Annotated in this window: 15 protein-coding genes; 10 read left to right on the forward strand and 5 right to left on the reverse strand. The window is 68.7% G+C overall.

Features of this window, described 5'->3' with window-relative positions:
* Positions 1-268: 268 nt before the first annotated feature.
* Genes pepE through DMP23_RS17505 form a run of 4 tightly spaced genes read right to left on the reverse strand, consistent with a single transcriptional unit; the run spans position 269 to position 4,606 of the window.
* A complete protein-coding gene (gene pepE / locus DMP23_RS17490; RefSeq protein ID WP_337821723.1) occupies positions 269-1,003 on the reverse strand; it encodes a dipeptidase PepE in 735 nt (244 codons plus the stop codon).
* Between the two features lie 29 nt (positions 1,004-1,032).
* Positions 1,033-2,322, reverse strand: a complete 1,290-nt coding sequence (locus DMP23_RS17495; protein WP_337821724.1) for a M20/M25/M40 family metallo-hydrolase — start codon at positions 2,320-2,322, stop codon at positions 1,033-1,035.
* Positions 2,319-3,659 carry a cytosine permease gene (locus DMP23_RS17500; RefSeq protein WP_337821725.1) on the reverse strand — a complete coding sequence of 447 codons (1,341 nt, stop codon included), beginning with the start codon at positions 3,657-3,659 and terminating at the stop codon, positions 2,319-2,321. The genes DMP23_RS17495 and DMP23_RS17500 overlap by 4 nt, the downstream gene beginning before the upstream one ends.
* Positions 3,656-4,606 carry a DUF1177 domain-containing protein gene (locus tag DMP23_RS17505; RefSeq protein ID WP_134662842.1) on the reverse strand — a complete coding sequence of 317 codons (951 nt, stop codon included), beginning with the start codon at positions 4,604-4,606 and terminating at the stop codon, positions 3,656-3,658. The genes DMP23_RS17500 and DMP23_RS17505 overlap by 4 nt, the downstream gene beginning before the upstream one ends.
* 104 nt (positions 4,607-4,710) lie before the next feature.
* Here DMP23_RS17505 and DMP23_RS17510 point away from each other — a divergent pair, with 104 nt between their 5' ends.
* From DMP23_RS17510 to mmsB, 10 genes are all read left to right on the forward strand, one after another.
* Positions 4,711-5,505 (forward strand): IclR family transcriptional regulator, encoded by a 795-nt coding sequence (locus DMP23_RS17510; protein WP_337821726.1) that lies wholly within the window; start codon positions 4,711-4,713, stop codon positions 5,503-5,505.
* 320 nt (positions 5,506-5,825) lie between these two features.
* Positions 5,826-7,436, forward strand: coding sequence for a DUF4041 domain-containing protein (locus DMP23_RS17515; protein ID WP_337821727.1), 1,611 nt, complete (start codon positions 5,826-5,828; stop codon positions 7,434-7,436).
* A 28-nt stretch (positions 7,437-7,464) separates the two neighbouring features.
* Positions 7,465-8,799 carry a ribosomal protein L7/L12 gene (locus DMP23_RS17520; RefSeq protein WP_337821728.1) on the forward strand — a complete coding sequence of 445 codons (1,335 nt, stop codon included), beginning with the start codon at positions 7,465-7,467 and terminating at the stop codon, positions 8,797-8,799.
* Positions 8,800-9,064: 265 nt separating this feature from the next.
* Complete coding sequence (locus tag DMP23_RS17525) at positions 9,065-10,081, forward strand: substrate-binding domain-containing protein (protein ID WP_043838587.1); 1,017 nt, start codon at positions 9,065-9,067, stop codon at positions 10,079-10,081.
* A gap of 108 nt (positions 10,082-10,189) precedes the next feature.
* On the forward strand, positions 10,190-11,860 hold the full coding sequence (araB, locus tag DMP23_RS17530) for a ribulokinase (protein ID WP_037806327.1): 1,671 nt from the start codon (positions 10,190-10,192) through the stop codon (positions 11,858-11,860).
* The gene (locus DMP23_RS17535; protein WP_037806329.1) at positions 11,860-12,537 is read left to right on the forward strand and encodes an L-ribulose-5-phosphate 4-epimerase; all 678 of its coding nucleotides are present in this window, start codon (positions 11,860-11,862) and stop codon (positions 12,535-12,537) included. Before araB ends, DMP23_RS17535 begins: the two co-directional genes overlap by 1 nt.
* A gap of 26 nt (positions 12,538-12,563) precedes the next feature.
* Positions 12,564-14,069 carry an L-arabinose isomerase gene (araA, locus tag DMP23_RS17540; RefSeq protein ID WP_037806331.1) on the forward strand — a complete coding sequence of 502 codons (1,506 nt, stop codon included), beginning with the start codon at positions 12,564-12,566 and terminating at the stop codon, positions 14,067-14,069.
* 17 nt (positions 14,070-14,086) lie between these two features.
* Positions 14,087-15,193 carry a multiple monosaccharide ABC transporter substrate-binding protein gene (gene chvE, locus DMP23_RS17545; RefSeq protein WP_337821729.1) on the forward strand — a complete coding sequence of 369 codons (1,107 nt, stop codon included), beginning with the start codon at positions 14,087-14,089 and terminating at the stop codon, positions 15,191-15,193.
* Positions 15,190-16,710: a multiple monosaccharide ABC transporter ATP-binding protein gene (gene mmsA, locus DMP23_RS17550; RefSeq protein ID WP_037806335.1), complete on the forward strand. Its 1,521-nt coding sequence runs from the start codon at positions 15,190-15,192 to the stop codon at positions 16,708-16,710. Before chvE ends, mmsA begins: the two co-directional genes overlap by 4 nt.
* Entirely contained in the window at positions 16,707-17,942 is a 1,236-nt protein-coding gene (gene mmsB, locus DMP23_RS17555; protein WP_037806337.1) for a multiple monosaccharide ABC transporter permease, read from the forward strand. Before mmsA ends, mmsB begins: the two co-directional genes overlap by 4 nt.
* Before the next feature lie 44 nt (positions 17,943-17,986).
* Here mmsB and DMP23_RS17560 read toward each other — a convergent pair whose 3' ends face one another.
* Entirely contained in the window at positions 17,987-18,217 is a 231-nt protein-coding gene (locus DMP23_RS17560; RefSeq protein ID WP_337824514.1) for a hypothetical protein, read from the reverse strand.
* Between the last annotated feature and the right edge of the window lie 12 nt (positions 18,218-18,229).

The raw sequence follows: 18,229 nt of genomic DNA on the forward strand, positions 1-18,229 counted from the left end.
AACGGGCATTTCGGCGGCTGTTGCGTCTCTTGTGGACGGTCAGCCGGGCCGAATCGCGGCTGACGTCGCCCGGCACGGGACTCGGCGTCCCGCCAAGCGCTTTCGCGAGCGTCCTGTCGCCTCCCCGGCGACCGCCGACCCTGGCCAGCCCTTCGACGCGGGCACACGAGCCCGGCAACCCCCGCGGTGTCGCCTTAAGTCCCTTGGCATGGGAAATCAGATTCCTTCCAAGGGGCCCTTCACGGACAGTTGCCGGGGTGCCGGGCGATCAGCCCCACACCGGTTCGCGCGCCGGAGCGAGCAGATCGCTCACGTCGCCGGAAAGATCCTCGCCCGGCAAGCCGCGCCGGAACAGCCGCCCGGCCGCGCCGCCGCTCGTGGACACGCCCGCGAGTTCCGCCCAATCCCCGCGCACGCGCAGCCAGGTGCCCTCGCGCAGGCCGAGCACCGGGATGTCGTTGCACTCGTGGAATTCCGCGAGCCGCTTCTCCCGGGTCTCGCCCATGTGCGTGCTGCCCGGATCGGGGTCGACGTAGTGCGGGTTGAGCTGGAACGGCACCAGGCCCAGCGAAGTCAGGCTCGGCGGTTCCACGATCGGCATGTCGTTCGTGGTGCGCACCGTCGGCCCGGCGATATTGGTTCCCGCGCTGGCACCGAGGTAGGGCATTCCCTCGGACACCCGGTCCCGCAACGGTTGCAGCAACTCGCGCCGGTACAGCTCGGCCAGCAGGCGGAACGTGTTGCCGCCGCCGGTGAACACGGCCTCGGCGGAACGCACCGCGGCGACCAGGTCTTCGGCGGTGTGCAGCCCGCGCACCCGCACCCCGAGCGGTGCCGCGGCGGCGGCGATGCGCTCGGTGTAGCCGTCGTGGTCGGCCAGCGCGAAGGGCACGAACAGCAGCTCGGTGCGTCCGTCCAGCACCTCGGCCACCGCGTCCAGCGCGTGTTCCAGCGGCTGGTGGCCGTGGTTGGTCGAATTGGACAGCAACAGCAAGTCAGTCACGCGATTCTCCTTGGTTCGCCCGCCATTGTTCAGCAAGTCCGCAGCAACCGGTCGAGGACCCGGACGGAGAACCGCAGCGACTCCAGCGGGACGCGTTCGTCCACGCCGTGGAACAGCCGGTTGTAGGGCAGTTCCGGCGGGACGCGCAGCGCCTTGAACCCGAAGCCGCGGATGCCGAGGCCGGACAGCGCCTTGTTGTCGGTGCCGCCCGCGTTGCAGTACGGCGTGGGGTGGCCGTCCGGATCCTCCGCGGTGATCGCGGCGCACATGGCGTCCACCAGAGGGCCGTCGAAGCCGCTTTCCATGGCGATGTCGCGGTGGATGAACTCGCGGCGCACCGACGGCAGCAGCAGCTCGTCGATGGTGTCCAGCAGTTCCTTCTCGTACCCGGGCAGGAACCGGCCGTCGACCGCGGCGGTGGCCCGGCCGGGGATGACGTTCACCTGGTACCCGCCGGAGATCATGGTCGGGTTCGCCGAATTGCGCAGGATCACGTTCACCAGGTCGGCCACCGGGCCCATCCGCGCCAGGCTTCCGTCCACATCGGACGGATCGAACGGGACGCCGAGCAGTTCGGCGGCGCGTTCCAGCAGCGCCCGCACCGGTTCGATCAGCCGGACCGGGAACCGATGCCGCCCGATCCGGGCGAGCGATTCGGCGAGATCGGTGACCGCGTTCTCGTCGTTCGGCGAGGAGCCGTGCCCGGCCCGGCCGGTGGCGGTCAGCCGCAGCCACGCCTGCCCGCGCTGCGCGCACTCGATCGGATACAGCCTGCTGCCGTTGCCGAGGTCGAACGACACCCCGCCGCCCTCGGTGATCGCCTCGCCCACGCCGTCGAACAGGTCCGGGCGGTGCTCGGCCAGCCAGTGCGAGCCGAACTTGCCGCCGCCCTCCTCGTCGGCGAGGAAGCCGAACACGATGTCCCGCGCCGGTTTCTCGCCGGTGCGGCCGAACTGCCGCGCCAGCGCGAGGATCGCCGCGTCGAAGTCCTTCATGTCGATGGCACCGCGGCCCCACAGCATGCCGTCGGCAATCTCGCCGGAAAACGGCGGGACGCTCCACTCGTCGGCGTCGGCGGGCACCACGTCCAGGTGCCCGTGCAGAAGCAGCGCGGGACGCGACGAGTCCACACCGGACACTCGCGCGAACACACTGGCCCGCCCGGGCGCGCTTTCCACCAGCGTCGGTTCCAGCCCGGCGTCGGTGAGCTTCTCCGCGACGTACTCGGCGGCGGGCCGCTCGGTCGCGCCCGGGTTGGACGTGTCGATCCGGATCAGGTCCCGGCAGAGGTCGACCACCTCGTCCTGTGCGCTGGTCACCGCGCCACCTCCTCCAGTTCCGCCGAGCCCACCGGCCGGATCAGCCCGGCGCGGCCCAGCACCGTGTACAGGATCGCGGCGGTGAGCAGCGAGTTGAGCGCAGGGATGCCCCAGTGCACGAACTCGCCGACGCAGAACGCCGCCGCCCACACCGCGAGCGTGGCGGGCACCCACACCGGCATCGACGTCGGCACCCGGCCGGCGGCCCTGGTCTCCCGCAGCGGGGTGGAGAGGCCGCGCACCAGGAAGTACTCGGCCACGATGATGCCGCCCACCGGCGGGATCGCGACGCCCAGCACGGACAGGAACGCGGTGAAGTGCTGGAGGAAGCCGATCGCGGACAGCACCGTCCCGGCGATGCCGATCACCAGGGTGACGACACCGCGGTGCAGCGGGCGGCCGAACACGGTCCGCACGAAGTTCACCACGCCCAGCGAAGAGCCGTAGAGATTCCAGTCGTTGATCTTCGCGGTCGCCAGGACCACCACGATCAGCCCGACGAAGCCCGACGTGGACAGCACGATGTGCGTGACGTCGGAACTGCCGACCAGGTGCCCGAGCAGCACGCCGGTCATGCCGACGATGTACTCCGACAAGACCATCGACGCGGAGCTCTGCAGCAGGACGTGCCAGCCCTTGCGGTTGAACCGGGTCATGTCCGGAGCCACCACGGCACCGGTCATGTAGCCGCCCGCGATGATCGTCGCCGCGGCCGGGATGGAGATCGCCGTCGCGGTCGGCGCGGCCGACATCAGCGCGCCCACCGAGTGGTCGGACAGGGTCGAGATGACGCTCCACGCGACGAGGCCGAAGAACAGCGGCACCGCGATCTTCGCCAGCCACATCATGTACTTGAAGCCGTAGATCACCAGGAGCGTCAAGACGACGCCGGACACCGCGCACCACAGCCACGGCGGACCGCCGACGAGGGCGTGCATGCTCTTGCCGAAGATGCCGTTCTGCACGCCGAACCAGCCCACCAGGCTGATCGCGATCACCAGGCTCACCAGCGCGGACCCGTTGCGGCCGAAGCCGGTGAACCGGGTCAGCATGGTCATGGTGAGCCCCTCGCGCTGCCCGGCGAGGCCGATCAGGAAGATCACCACCTCCAGGATCACCGCGCCGAGGGTGAACGCCCAGAACGCGTCGGAGAAGCGCATCCCCACGCCGAGCGTCGCGCCGAGCACGAACTGCGACAGCGAGCCGGACTGCGCGAGCCACTGCAGCAGCATCGAACCGAAGCCGTAGCGGGCGTTTTCGGGGACGCGGCGCAGCGAGTAGTCGTCGTTGCCGATCCGTTTCTTGGCGTGTTTCGCGGTTTTCGTCGCGGTGCTCATCCGGCCACCTCCGTGCCCAGCGTCTGCAGGTGCGCCATCGAGCCGTAGCGGGCTTGCAGATTGGCGAACTCTGCCTCGTCGTGGAAATGCAGCGCGCCCGCCCCGAACTGCTTGGCGACCTCGACCGCGTAGCGCGCGGCGGCCGCGATGTCCGTCTCGTGGCTGGCGCCGGTCGCGCAGCCCGCCACCGTCGCCGCCGACGTGATCGCCAGCCCGACGACCGGCGCGTCCGTGGCTGTCGCCGGCTGCAGGATCGAGTTCAGGTGATAGACGCCGTTGCCGTACGGGGTGATGTCCTGCGTGGTGATCGGGTAGGTCACCAGCGGCGCTCCGGTCACCGCCTCCAGCAGTTCGCCCAAGCCCTCCGAGACCCGCAGGATGTAGCCGCTGCGCACGGTCGGGGAAAGGGCGAGCCCGCGGTGGTTGATCACCCGGTTGCCCTTGGTGGTGTCGATCGACAGCACGGCGGCCATCTCGTCGGAGAGCTCGTAGCTGTTCATCGTGGCGATGTCGACCGGCGAGTTCATGAACGGCACCGGATCGTGCGGCAGGGTCGGCGCGTCCGGGCAGACGTGCGTCCCGATCAGCACGTCGCCGGCCAGCACGTCCCCGCGAGCCCGCATGGACAGCAGCTTGGCCGCGGCGGCGAGCGCGGCGGCCGCACCGTCCCCATCGGACACGAACCCGGTCACTTCCGGCCGGGCGCCGACCCCGCCGAGCCGCCCGACGACACCGAGCGTGGGCGCGTCGCCACCCGCGGTGCGGCCCCGGCTGCCGGACACGCGCACCCGGACGAAGTCGGTCTTCCCGGCCGGACCGGGCACCGTCGTGATCTCCGCGCCGCTGCCGTCCGCGCCGGCGACGGCGTCGAGGTAGGCGACGACCTCTTTCCCGGTCACCGCCGGGTCGTCGAGGATTTCGAGCAGTTCCAGGACGTGTTTGAGCATGTGGTTCCTCTGGAGTATTCAAGGCCGCCGGGGATTGGTCCGACCAGATTCCGTCCGGGCGCCCCGGCATTGCCAGCATTTCCCGTTATTCGCACAATGGCTGGATGCCGGACCCCGACGACCGCACCACCCCGCCCGGCCTGCCGCAGACCGCGGACCGCGCGCTGCAGGTCCTGCTCGCGTTCGACCGCGCCCGCCCGGAATGGGGCGTCACCGCGGTGGCCCGCGAGTTCGGGCTGCACACGTCGATCGCCCAGCGGCTCCTGGCCGTGCTGGCCCACCGCGGTTTCCTCGTCCGCGACGACAGCACCCGCAAGTACCGGATCGGCCCGGCCGCACTGCACCTGGGCCGGATGTGGGACCGGGCCGGGGCGCTGGACCTGCTGGTGGTCCCGGTCCTGTCCGACCTCGCCGCCCAGACCGGACACGCCGCCCTGCTGTCCCTGCCCGACGGCGCGCACACCCGATGCGTGCTGGCCGCGGAAGGCGCGGACGGACGGCTGCGCGGCTACTCACTGGTCGGCGAGCTGTACCCGGCGCATGCGGGGGCGACGAGCAAGGCTTACTTCGCGTTCCTGTCCGAAGAGGAACGCGACCGGTTGTTCGCCGACCGGCCGATGGCCCGGTTCACGCCGGATACGGTCACCGATCTCGCCGTGCTCCGCGAACATCTGGCCGAGGTCGCCGAGCGGGGTTGGGCGTTCACCACCGGCGAGTACGACACCGGGGTGGCGACGCTCGCGGTGCCGGTGTTCTTGCGCGGAGAACCGTACGGGAGCTTGTCTGTTGGCTGGTCTGCTTCCCGGTTCCAGCATGATCCGGAGCAGTGGGTGGATCTGTTGCGGCGAGGGGCGGAGTTGATCGAACTGCGGCTCTCGCGGCCGGTTCCGCGGCGGTGAGACGCCGCCCTGTCGGGCGCGCTCGGACACTCTCAGCCGGACTGTCGGACGTCCAGCCATGCGCAGAAACCGGTGGGCCCTTCGGCGAGACGACCTGCGGCTGAGCCGCTGGACCATGAATGAACAGTGTCGAGGCGTGTCTCCTCCCCATTGCCCAGAACCGCGTTGCCATTCGCTTGTTTCGCATTTGAAGACAACCTTATGACCGGTGGCCGCCATTAGCTCCCCGGTCCCGTGCTTGGCAACCGGGCCATGCCGTGTAACACGCTTTCCCGTCACACCGACTCCTGCTCTGATCGCGCACAGCGGAGGGCAGCGGCATGGGATATAGATTCAATCCGCCACCGAACTGGCCGGCGGTTCCCGCCGGATGGACGCCTCCGCCAGGCTGGCAGCCGCCAACTGACTGGCCGGCACCGCCGAAGTTCTGGCAGCTGTGGACACCCGATACTGAGCAGGAAGCCCGCCCGGCACCTGCTCAAGCGGGTCCCGCTCCCACGTCGGGCAAGCCCAGGTTGTTCGGTGCCCGGAAGCGGGTTCGCGGGCTCGAAGCCGACCTCGCCACGGAGACCGCCAACTTCCGCCAAGCTGCTTCCCAGGTCCGTGAACTCAGCGCGCACAACACTGCGTTGACCGTGGAGCTTGCTGATCTCAAAGCCGAATGCGTCCAACTCCGGGGGCGCGACGCACTGGAGGCGGAGAAAGAAATTCACCAGATGCGCCAAACGCTCGCCGAACTCGAGCAGAAAGCGCAGGTGCAACGAGACGATCAGGCACGGAAGCAGGACAGCGCCGCGGCGCACCTGGCCTCGATCCGGCAACAGATCGATGAGGCAACGACGAAGCTCTCAGCTCTCCGCGGTGAGATCGTCAAGACCGAGGAGATCACACTGCTTCAAGAGGCAGGGATCTACGAATTCCGGCACCGGCTCGCCGACGCCGTCGCCTACAAAGCAGCCCTGCAACGGCTGAGGGACTCGATCAAAGTATCCGCGAAGAATAATCATGCGATCACTGCCGGCACCGATTGGACGGTGAACGGATCAACAGTACAGGGGCAGCGCATGGTCAGGGACTTCTCGAAGCTGATGCTGCGCGCTTACAACGCCGAAGCGGACAACTGTGTGAGATCCATGCGCCCCTACCGTCTCGACTCCGCGAAGGACCGGTTGACCAAGACCCGGGACATCATCTCCCGCCTCGGCAAGACCATGCACATCAACATCTCCCCCGGCTATCACCGGCTGCGTCTCGAAGAACTCGAACTCACCGCTGATCACCTCGCGAAGGTCGAAGAGGAGAAGGAACGCATCCGGGCTGAACGGGAACGCCAGCGGGACGAACAGCAGGCCCGGCGAGAGTTCGAGCGCGAGAAAGCCAGGCTGGCCAAGGAAGAGGCACACTGGCGCAACGCCCTGCGGAAGTGGGCCGAGTCCGGCGACGAGCAGCAGGCAGAAGCAGCTCAGACGAAACTCGACGAAATCGGCGACGCGATCAGAGGCGTCGAGGAGCGCGAAGCGAATATTCGCACCGGGTGGGTCTACGTGATCTCCAACGTCGGGTCATTCGGCGACGGTGTCGTCAAGATCGGCTTGACGCGTCGGCTCGATCCGCTCGAACGTGTGCGCGAACTCGGCGACGCCTCGGTCCCGTTTCGATTCGACGTCCATGCCACGATCTTCGACGCCGACGCGGTGAGCCTGGAAACGCGGCTGCATCAGCACCTCGCCGCGCGTCGCGTAAACCGGGTCAACCTCCGGCGCGAGTTCTTCTACGCCACCCCGTCCGAAATCTTGGCAGTTCTCGAAGAGCTGGGCCTGAAGGACAATCTCGTCGACTACATCGAGGAGCCGGAAGCCCAGGAGTGGCGTACCAGCCGTCAATTGACCCGCCGCGACGAGGAGCTCTCCCCGCAGGCCGCGGCGTCATAGACAGCGGCTACACAAACCGAGGTGCAGAATGACCTTCTCCGTGAACCTGACCCCGGGCGTTCGAATCAGAACGTCGAACCGGGGATTGCGTGCTGGCGTCGGGCCTGGAGCCGCTCAAGTTCAGTTCGGCAGCGGCCGCGCCAGTATCTCGACGAGCCTCGATCCCGCGAGCTTCTACGCAGCGCTTGGTGGCGGTCACCGGACGGTCCGCGGCTCCTCCACGGCATCGACCTCCAGGTCGCTTGCCGCCGCCGTCAAGGCTCAGCAAGCCGAAGCATTGGCCTCCGCACTGCAAGCCATCCTGACGCTCCATCGACCAGACTTCCCCGACGCTCAACACCCAATAGCTCCAGAGCCAGCCCCGCCGAACGAGCACGCACTCCTCTCGCAGCATAGGAAGTCCAGCTTGTCGGGCATCAGCGTGTTCGCACGACGAGCACGCAAACAGGCCAAGGTGGCGGCCGAGCAAGCCGCGCAGGCCGAACTGGCAGATCTTCGCGAGAAGAATCGCCTGCTTCGCGAGCAGCAGCAGGCCGAACTCGACGGGCTGTGGCAACAGCTGCACGACAACGATCCGGACGTCGTCATGGCCACGCTCACGGAAGCCTTTGAAGACAACGATGCCGCCGCCGTACCGATCGGCGTCGAAGCCGGTGAAGCGTCCGTCGCGGTCCTGGTTCCGAATGCGTCAGCGATTCCCGAGCGCTGTCCGACGACGACCGCGGCGGGGAATATCTCGTTGAAGAAACTGACCAAGCGCGAATCCGCAGATCTCTACACCTTGATGGTGTGCGGCTACGTCCTCACGACGGCCAGGGAAGCGTTCGCGGTCGCCCCGGGACTGCTCAGCCAACGCATCATCGCGTTGCGCACCACTGCGCCTGACGCCTATGGACGTGCACATGCGGAAGCGATCCTCGCGGCTCGATTCACCCGGGAGTCGTTCACTGGCATCCGATGGGACGTCGCCGACGCGGCGACAGTCGTCAACGACGCGAGCGACGACCTCCGGCTGACGAGAACTGGTCCAAGCGAGTACCTCGCGGCCCTCTCGACGTCCGCCGAGCCCGAACTCGCGGCCGTCGTCGCGGCAGTCGATCTTGACGAACTCCCGCCGCAACAAAGCCCAGTCAACTACACCGGCATGTTCGACGTCATTCTCGCCGACCCAGGCGAGAGAAAGATCCAGGTGATCAAAATCGTCCGAGCGCACGTGGCCGGACTAGGGCTCAAAGAAGCGAAAGACCTCGTCGAATCGGCACCGTCTCCACTGCTCACGCGCATCAGCCGGACACGGGCGGACGGCGTCAAGGTCGAGCTTGAGCGCGTCGGCGCCGCCGTGATCGTAGTCAATAGCGCCTAGAGGTCGGCTTCGCTTCGCGCACCAACTCGCGTCCCGGCGCAGTCCTTGCGTCTTGGCTGAAAGAGGGCTCAGCGCCAGCCGCCCGCCACGCCTGCCCGCCGTGCTGGAAGATCGCCCAGCACTCATGACAGGGCCTTTGACCGGCTGCCTCACACCCCCGTCGGCACCAGTCCCGCACCAAGTTGCGAAGAAAGCCTTGACCAGCCGCCTGTTATCGCTAACATTGCCATGCTCACGCCGCGAACTTCAGCGAGGAGGTGCGGGGATGCCCACCGACGGTCCCACTGCCAAACGCCAGCCCGGGCTGGCCGAAGTGGCTGCCATGGCGGGTGTTTCGCACATGACTGTCTCCCGGGTCGTCAACGACACCGGGACGGTTCGCGCGGAGACGCGGGCCCGGGTGCTCGCCGCGGTGGAGGAGCTCGGGTACCGGCCGAACTCGGCGGCCAGGACGTTGGCGACCGGGCGGTCGAGCATTCTCGGCGTCGTGGCGCTGGAGTCCAATTTGTACGGTCCGGCGAGCACGTTGTACGGCATCGAGCACGCCGCTCGCGAAGAGGGATACGGGGTCACCATCTCCAGCGTCAGCCGGCCTCGGCGGTCGACTTTCGCTGAGGCGGTGGACAATCTGCGGCGGCAGGCGGTCGGCGGGATCGTGGTGATCGCGCCGCACGTCGCGGCAGGCGAGGCGTTGCGGCAGGTGACCGGCGACATCCCGATGGTCGCGGTCGGCGGCGGCGAATCCGTTCCGGTGCCGGTGATCTCGGTCGACCAGTACGACGGGGCCCGCCGGGTGACCGAGCATCTGCTGTCGCTCGGGCACGAAACCGTGTGGCACGTCGCCGGTCCGGAGGACTGGCTGGAATCGCTGGAACGCGAGCGCGGCTGGAGGGAAGCGCTCGAGCGGCGCGGAGCGCGGGTGCCGCCGCCGTTGCGCGGGGATTGGAGTCCGCGTTCCGGCTACGACGCCGGACGCCGTCTGGTCGCCGAAACCCGACCCGACGCGGTGTTCGTCGCGAACGACCAGATGGCGCTGGGCGTGCTGCGCGCGTTCGCCGAGGCCGGCATCTCGGTGCCGGGCCAGGTTCGCGTGGCCGGGTTCGACGACGTGCCGGAGGCGGCGTACTTCAGCCCGCCGCTGACCACCGTCCGGCAGGACTTCATCGAGGTCGGGCGGCGGACGTTCCGGCTGCTCGTCGAACGCATGGAAGGCGGCGACCCCGGCATCCGCCATCTCGTCGCACCCGATCTGATCGTCCGGGACAGCACCGGGCCCCGGTAAGAGCACCGCACGACCGCATCCAAGCAAGCGATCACCCTTCAAATGTTAGCGCTAACAGTCGAGCGGCAGCCCGTCGCGCGGCGTGGAGTCCGGAAGGAAATCCCTCCAGTGCCAGCAGATTCCCTCGTCGTCGGCATCGACTTCGGCACGCTCTCCGGACGCGCCGTGGTGGTCCGGGTGCGCGACGGCGCCGAACTGGGGACCGCCGTGACCGAATACCGGCACGGGGTCGTCGACGACCGGCTTCCCGCCACCGCCGAGGAGTTGCCGCCGGGCTGGGCGTTGCAGGTCCCGTCGGACTACGTGGACGTCCTGCGCACCGCCGTGCCCGCCGCGTTGGCTGAAGCGGGCGCCAATCCGCAGGACGTGATCGGGATCGGCACGGATTTCACCGCCTGCACGATGATCCCGACCACCGCGGACGGCACTCCCCTGTCCGAGCTCCCGGAGTTCACCGGCAATCCGCACGCGTACGTGAAGCTGTGGCGGCATCACGCCGCGCAACCGCAGGCCGATCGCATCAACGCCGTGGCCCGCGAACGCGCTGAGCCGTGGCTGCCGCGGTACGGCGGATTGATCTCGTCCGAATGGGAGTTCGCCAAGGCGCTGCAGCTGTTCGAGGAAGCCCCCGAGGTCTACCGGGCCATGCGGCATTGGGTCGAGGCGGCGGACTGGATCGTCTGGCAGCTCACCGGGACCTACGTCCGCAACGCCTGCACGGCCGGGTACAAGGGGATCTACCAGGACGGCCGCTACCCGGGCCGGGAATTCCTCGGCAGCCTCAACCCCGGCTTCGCGTCCTTTGTGGAGGACAAGCTCGACCATCCGATCGGCCAGCTGGGCTCGCTCGCCGGGAAGCTCAGCCCGGAAGCCGCGGCCTGGACCGGGCTGCCCGCCGGGATCGCGGTCGCGGTCGGGAACGTCGACGCGCACGTCACCGCGCCGGCCGCGCAGGCCGTCGAGCCGGGCCAGATGGTCGCGATCATGGGCACGTCGACCTGCCACGTCATGAACGGCGCCGACCTGCGCGAGGTCCCGGGCATGTGCGGGGTCGTCGACGGCGGCATCGTCCCCGGGCTCTGGGGTTACGAGGCAGGGCAGAGCGGGGTCGGCGACATCTTCGGCTGGTTCGTCGACCACTGCGTCCCCCAGTCCTATTCGGACGCTGCGCGCACCGAAGGGCTCCACGAGTTCCTGACCGGGCTCGCGGCGCAGCAGGAGATCGGCGAGCACGGACTGGTCGCGCTCGACTGGCACAGCGGCAACCGGTCGGTCCTGGTCGACCACGAACTGTCCGGCGTGCTCGTCGGGCAGACGCTGAGCACCCGGGCCGAGCACGTGTACCGGGCGCTGCTGGAGGCCACCGCGTTCGGCACCCGCAAGATCATCGAGACCTTCGAGGCCGCCGGAGTCCCGGTCACCGAGCTGATCGTCGCGGGCGGGCTGACCAAGAACCCGTTGCTGATGCAGATCTACGCCGACGTCACCGGTCTGCCGCTCTCGGTGATCGGCTCGGCGCAGGGACCCGCGCTCGGCTCCGCGATCCACGCCGCGGTCGCCGCCGGCGCCTACCCCGACGTGCGCGCGGCCGCGGCGGCGATGGGTTCGGTCCAGCGGATGGCGCACCAACCCGTGCTGACGAACGTGTCGGCCTACGACGAGCTGTACGCGGAATACACCGCGCTGCACGACTATTTCGGCCGCGGCGGCAACGACGTGCTGCACCGTCTCGCCGCGCGCCGCCGCGAACTGGCCACTGTCGCGAAAGGACAGAACTGATGACGCTGACCGCCCAGGCGCGCGGGACGATCGCGGAGCTGCGGGAATCCGTCGCGCGGCTGCACAGCGAGCTGACGCGCAACGAGCTGGTCGTCTGGACCTCGGGCAACGTGTCGGCGCGGGTGCCCGGCGAGGACCTGATGGTGATCAAGCCGTCCGGAGTGTCCTACGACGACCTGAGCGCCGACACCATGGTCGTCACCGACCTGCACGGCGAGCTCGTGCACGGCGAACTCGCCCCGTCGTCGGACACTGCCGCGCACGCCTACGTGTACCGGCATCTGCCCGAGGTCGGTGGGGTCGTGCACACGCATTCGACCTACGCGACGGCCTGGGCCGCGCGCGGCGAGCCGATCCCGTGCGTGCTCACGATGATCGCCGACGAGTTCGGCGGCGAGATCCCGGTCGGCCCGTTCGCGTTGATCGGCGACGACTCGATCGGCCGCGGCATCGTGGAAACGCTGCGCGCGACCCGCTCCCCCGCCGTCCTGATGCGCAACCACGGCCCGTTCACCGTCGGCGCGACCGCGCGGGACGCGGTAAAGGCCGCGGTGATGGTCGAGGACGTGGCCCGCACCGTCCACATCGCACACCAGCTCGGCACGCCCGTCCCGCTCTCGGGAACCGACGTCGACCGGCTGCACGCGCGCTACCAGAACGTCTACGGGCAGCGCTGAAAACCCTGATCCAGCAAGGAGAACAGATGATTTTCGCGACCAAGCCGCAGGTGTGGTTCCTCACCGGCAGCCAGGCGCTCTACGGCGAGGAGACCCTCGACCAGGTCGCCGGGCAGTCGCTGCGGATCCGGCAGCTGCTGGCCGATTCCGGCGGGCTCCCGTGCGAACTGGTCGGGAAACCGGTGCTGACCGAGTCCGCCGGAATCCGGCAGGTGCTGCAGGAGGCCAACGCCGACCCCGCGTGCGTCGGCGTGATCGCGTGGATGCACACCTTCAGCCCGGCGAAGATGTGGATCAGCGGACTCGACGCGCTGCGCAAACCGTTGCTGCACTTGCACACCCAGCTCGACGCGGCGCTGCCGTGGGCCACGCTCGACATGGACTACATGAACCTCAACCAGGCCGCGCACGGCGACCGGGAGTTCGGGTTCGTCCAGACCCGGCTCGGGATCCCGCGCAAGACGGTCGCCGGGCACGCGGCCGATCCGGCGGTGGTCGCCCGGATCGACGCGTGGGCGCGCGCGGCGATCGGCGCGGCTCACCTGCGGACGCTGAAACTGGCCCGGTTCGGCGACAACATGCGCGACGTCGCGGTCACCGAAGGCGACAAGGTCGAGGCAGAGCTGCGGTTCGGTGTCTCGGTGAACACCTACGGCGTCACCGAACTCGCCGAACGGGTCGACGCGGCCTCCGCCTCGGACGTCGACAGCCTGGTCGCGCAGTACGCCGACGAGTACGCGCTCGCACCGGAGCTGGCGCGCGCCGGTGAGCGGCACGAGTCGCTGCGCTACGCCGCGCGGATCGAACTCGGCTTGCGGTCCTTCCTCTCCGAAGGCGGGTTCGGCGCGTTCACCACGAACTTCGAGGATCTCGGCGGGCTTCGCCAGCTGCCGGGACTGGCGGTGCAGCGGCTGATGGCCGACGGCTACGGCTTCGGCGGCGAAGGCGACTGGAAGACGTCCGCGCTGCTGGCGTCGGTGAAAGCGATGGGCCGGGGCTCGAACCGCGGAACGTCCTTTATGGAGGACTACACCTACCACTTCGGGCCTGGCGAACCGAAGATCCTCGGCGCGCACATGCTCGAGGTGTGCCCCAGCATCGCCGCGGGCAAGCCGTCGTGCGAGATCCACCCGCTCGGCATCGGCGGCCGCGAGGACCCGGTGCGGCTGGTCTTCGACGCCGCGGCCGGTCAGGGCACGGTGCTGGGCCTGATCGACCTCGGCGACCGGTTCCGCCTGGTGGCCAACGAAATCGACGTCGTCCCGCCCGACGAACCGCTGCCGAACCTGCCGGTGGCCCGCGCGGTGTGGAAGCCCGCGCCGTCGCTCGCCACGTCCGCGGAAGCGTGGATCACCGCCGGCGGACCGCACCACACCGTCCTCACCCAGGCAGTCGGCACCGAGACCGTCCGGGACTTCGCCCGGATGCTCGACGTCGAACTGCTCGTCATCGACGGAAGCACCACCACCGCGGACTTCGCCGACCGCATCCGCTGGAACCAGGCCTACCACCGGCTCGCCCAGGGTTTCTGAAAGAAGGAGAACGAACAATGAGGTTCATTCGAGGAATCCGCACCGTCGCGGCGACGGCCGGGGTCGCGGTGCTCGCGTTCGGCGCCGCCGCCTGCGGGTCCAGCGCGAAGACCGTCGACCAGCAGGCGGGCGGATCCGCCGGCGCGCTGGTCGGCGTGACGATGCCGACCAAATCGTCGGAGCGCTGGATCCACGACGGGGACAACATCAAGGCCGCGCTGGAGAAGCTCGGCTACCAGGTCGACCTGCAGTACGCCGAGAACGACATCCCCACCCAGGTCAACCAGATCGAGAACCAGCTGACGAAGGGCGCGAAACTGCTCGTCGTCGCCTCGATCGACGGCACCGCGCTCACCACCCAGCTGCAGGAGGCCGCCGACCGCAAGGTCTCGGTGATCGCCTACGACCGGCTCATCCGCAACTCGACCGCCGTGGATTACTACGCCACCTTCGACAACTTCAAGGTCGGCGTCGAGCAGGCGAACTCGCTGCTCAAGGGCCTCGGCGACGGGCCGGGCCCGTTCAACATCGAACTGTTCGGCGGCTCGCCGGACGACAACAACGCGACCTTCTTCTACAACGGCGCGATGTCGGTCCTCAAACCGCTGATCGCGAGCAAGAAGCTGGTGGTCAAGAGCGGTCAGGTCGACTTCGCGCCGACCGCGATCCTGCGCTGGGACCCGGCCACCGCGCAGCGCCGGATGGAAGACCTGCTCACCAAGACCTACACCGGCGGCGCGAAGGTCCAGGGCGTGCTCTCCCCCTACGACGGCCTCTCGATCGGGATCCTGTCGGCGCTCAAGAGCAACGGCTACGGCACCGCCGGCCAGCCCTACCCGGTCGTCACCGGACAGGACGCCGAAGTCGCCTCGGTCAAGTCCATCATCGCGGGCGAGCAGTACTCCACCGTCTTCAAGGACACCCGCAAGCTCGCCGACGTCACGGTGAAGATGGCCGACTCCGTCCTCAAGGGACAGAAGCCCGCGGTCAACAACACCACCGACTACGACAACGGCAAGAAGGTCGTCCCGTCCCAGCTGCTGCAGCCGGTCGTGGTGGACAAGTCCAACTACCAGAAGGAGCTGCTCGACTCCGGCTACTACACGGCGGGCCAGCTGAAATGACCGAACTGCTCGGCATGCGCGGGATCACCAAGACCTTCCCCGGCGTCACCGCGCTGTCCGACGTCACGCTGTCGGTCCGGCGCGGGGAGATCCACGCCGTCTGCGGCGAGAACGGCGCCGGGAAGTCCACCCTGATGAAGATCCTGTCCGGCGTCCACCCGCACGGCAGCTACGACGGCGAGATCACCTTCGACGGCCAGGCCTGCGCGTTCGGGTCCATCCGCGACAGCGAACGCCGCGGCATCGTGATCATCCACCAGGAACTCGCGCTGTGCGGGCAGCTTTCGATCGCCGAGAACATCTTCCTCGGCAACGAACGGGCCCGGCGCGGCTGGGTCGACTGGAACCGGACCAACCACGAGGCCGCCGACCTGCTGCGCCGGGTCGGGCTGCGCGAGAACGCCGTCACGCCGGTCAGCGAACTCGGCGTGGGCAAACAGCAGCTGGTCGAGATCGCCAAAGCCCTGTCCAAGCGCGTCAAACTGCTCATCCTCGACGAGCCGACGGCCGCGCTCAACGACGACGATTCGGCGCATCTGCTCGGGTTGCTGCGCGAACTGCGGGACGACGGCGTCACGTGCGTGATCATCTCGCACAAGCTCGGCGAGGTCACCGCGATCGCCGACACCGTCACGATCCTGCGCGACGGCAAGACGATCGAAACGCTCGGCGCCGCCGGGCTGAGCGAGGAACGCATCATCACCGGCATGGTCGGGCGGGACCTCGAACACCGCTTCCCGCCGCGGGAACCGGACATCGGCGAGGAGGTGCTCCGGATCGAGGACTGGACGGTGCACAGCCCGAACCAGCCCGGGCGGGTCGTCGTGGACGGGGCGAACCTGACCCTGCGCCGCGGCGAGATCGTCGGGCTCGCCGGGCTGATGGGCGCGGGCCGCACCGAACTCGCGATGAGCGTCTTCGGCCGCTCGTACGGCACGAACATCTCCGGTCGGCTGGTCAAGGACGGCAAGGAGATCGCGCTGCGGTCGGTCCGCGACGCCATCCGCAACGGCATCGCCTACGCCACCGAAGACCGGAAGCTCTACGGGCTCAACCTGATCGACGACATCCAGCGCAACACCTCCGCGGCGGGACTGCCCTCGCTCTCCCGCCGCGGCTGGGTCAACGAGCACACCGAACACGACGTCGCGCTCCGGTTCCACCGCGATCTCCGGATCAAGGCGCCGTCGGTGCGCAGCGTCACCGGGAAGCTGTCCGGCGGCAACCAGCAGAAGGTCGTGCTGGCCAAGTGGATCTTCACCGATCCGGACGTGCTGATCCTCGACGAGCCCACCCGCGGCATCGACGTCGGCGCGAAGTACGAGATCTACACGATCGTCAACGAGATGGCCGCGCAGGGGAAAGCGGTCCTCGTCATCTCCTCGGAACTCCCCGAACTGCTCGGCCTCTGCGACCGCATCTACACCCTGTCCGCGGGCCGGATCACCGGCGAGGTCGCCCGCGCCGACGCCACCCAGGAACTGCTCATGCGACACATGACGAAGGAACGGCCATGACCACCGCCAACCCCGTGCGGCCAGCCGATCCGGCCGCCCCGCCCGCCGGGCGCAGCCCCCGGCGGATCTCGATCAACCTCCGGCAAAGCGGCATCTACGTCGCGTTCGCGCTGATCGTCGTGCTGTTCGAGGTGATCACCGGCGGCGCGCTGCTCGAACCGCAGAACATCTCGAACATCATCGTCCAGAACTCCTACGTGCTGATCCTCGCCATCGGGATGATCCTGGTGATCATCTCCGGGCACATCGACCTGTCCGCGGGCTCGGTGGTGGCGATGACCGGCGCGGTCGCCGCGGTCCTCACCGTGAATCTCGGGCTGCCCTGGCCGCTCGCGGTCGTGCTCACCCTCGTCGTCGGCGCGGTGATCGGCGCCTGGCAGGGATACTGGGTCGCCTACTTCGGCATCCCCGCGTTCATCGTGACCCTGGCCGGGATGCTCGCCTTCCGCGCGCTCACCCTCACCGTGCTCGGCAACCAGGGCATCGGCCCCTTCCCGGACGCGATCCGCACCCTGTCCAACGGCTTCACCGGCGGATACCTCGGCAACATCGGCCTCGGCCCGCTCGGCGGCGCGGACCTGGTCAGCCTTCTCGCCGGGGTCGTCGTGGTGGCCGGAATCGTGCTCACGCAGTGGCGCAAACGCGCCGCCCGGCTCGGCTACGGCCAGGAAGTCGACCCGTTCCCGCTGTTCGTGCTGAAGATCGCCGTCGCCGCCGCGCTGGTGCTGGCCGTGGTCGTGCAGCTGGCCCGGTTCCGCAATCTGCCGTGGGTGCTCGTCCTGCTCGCGGTGCTCGTGCTCGGCTACTCGCTCGTCGCCGGGAAATCCGTGTTCGGCAGGCACATCTACGCCATCGGCGGGAACCTCCAGGCCGCGACGCTGTCCGGGGTCAAGGTCAAATCGGTGACGTTCTGGGTGTTCGTCAACATGGGCGTGCTCGCCGCGCTCGCCGGCATCATCTTCGCGGGACGGCTCAACCAGGCCGGGCCCACCGCGGGCGTCAACTTCGAACTCGACGCCATCGCCGCCGCGTTCATCGGCGGCGCCGCGGTCCAGGGCGGGGTCGGCAAGGTCGTCGGAGCCATCACCGGCGGCCTGATCATGGCGGTGATCAACAACGGGATGTCCCTGATCGGGGCGCCCAGCGAACGCGTCATGCTCGTCAAAGGCGCGGTCCTGCTCGCGGCGGTCGCTTACGACATCTGGACGAAGCGCCGCGCTGCTGCTCGCTGACTCGTGGCTGGTGGGCGATGTTTCGCCGCCCACCAGCCACTTGCTCAGCTTTCCGCGACGACTCCGCTGAGTTCGTTCGGCACCCCAGGGAGGGTGCCGGTCGCGGTCTTCTCCCCCGTCCCGAGATCGACCGCGTGAACCTCCTTCTTGCCCGGATCCGTCACATACGCCGTCCCACCCCGGACGAACAACGCCGGACGCGGCTCCCGCCACGAACTGGGTGAAGCGCCGCCGCTCGCTGACTCGTGGCTGGTGGGCGACATTCCGCCGCCCACCAGCCACCCCTT

Source organism: Amycolatopsis sp. A1MSW2902 (assembly GCF_017312175.1).
GTDB classification, from domain to species: domain Bacteria; phylum Actinomycetota; class Actinomycetes; order Mycobacteriales; family Pseudonocardiaceae; genus Amycolatopsis; species Amycolatopsis nivea.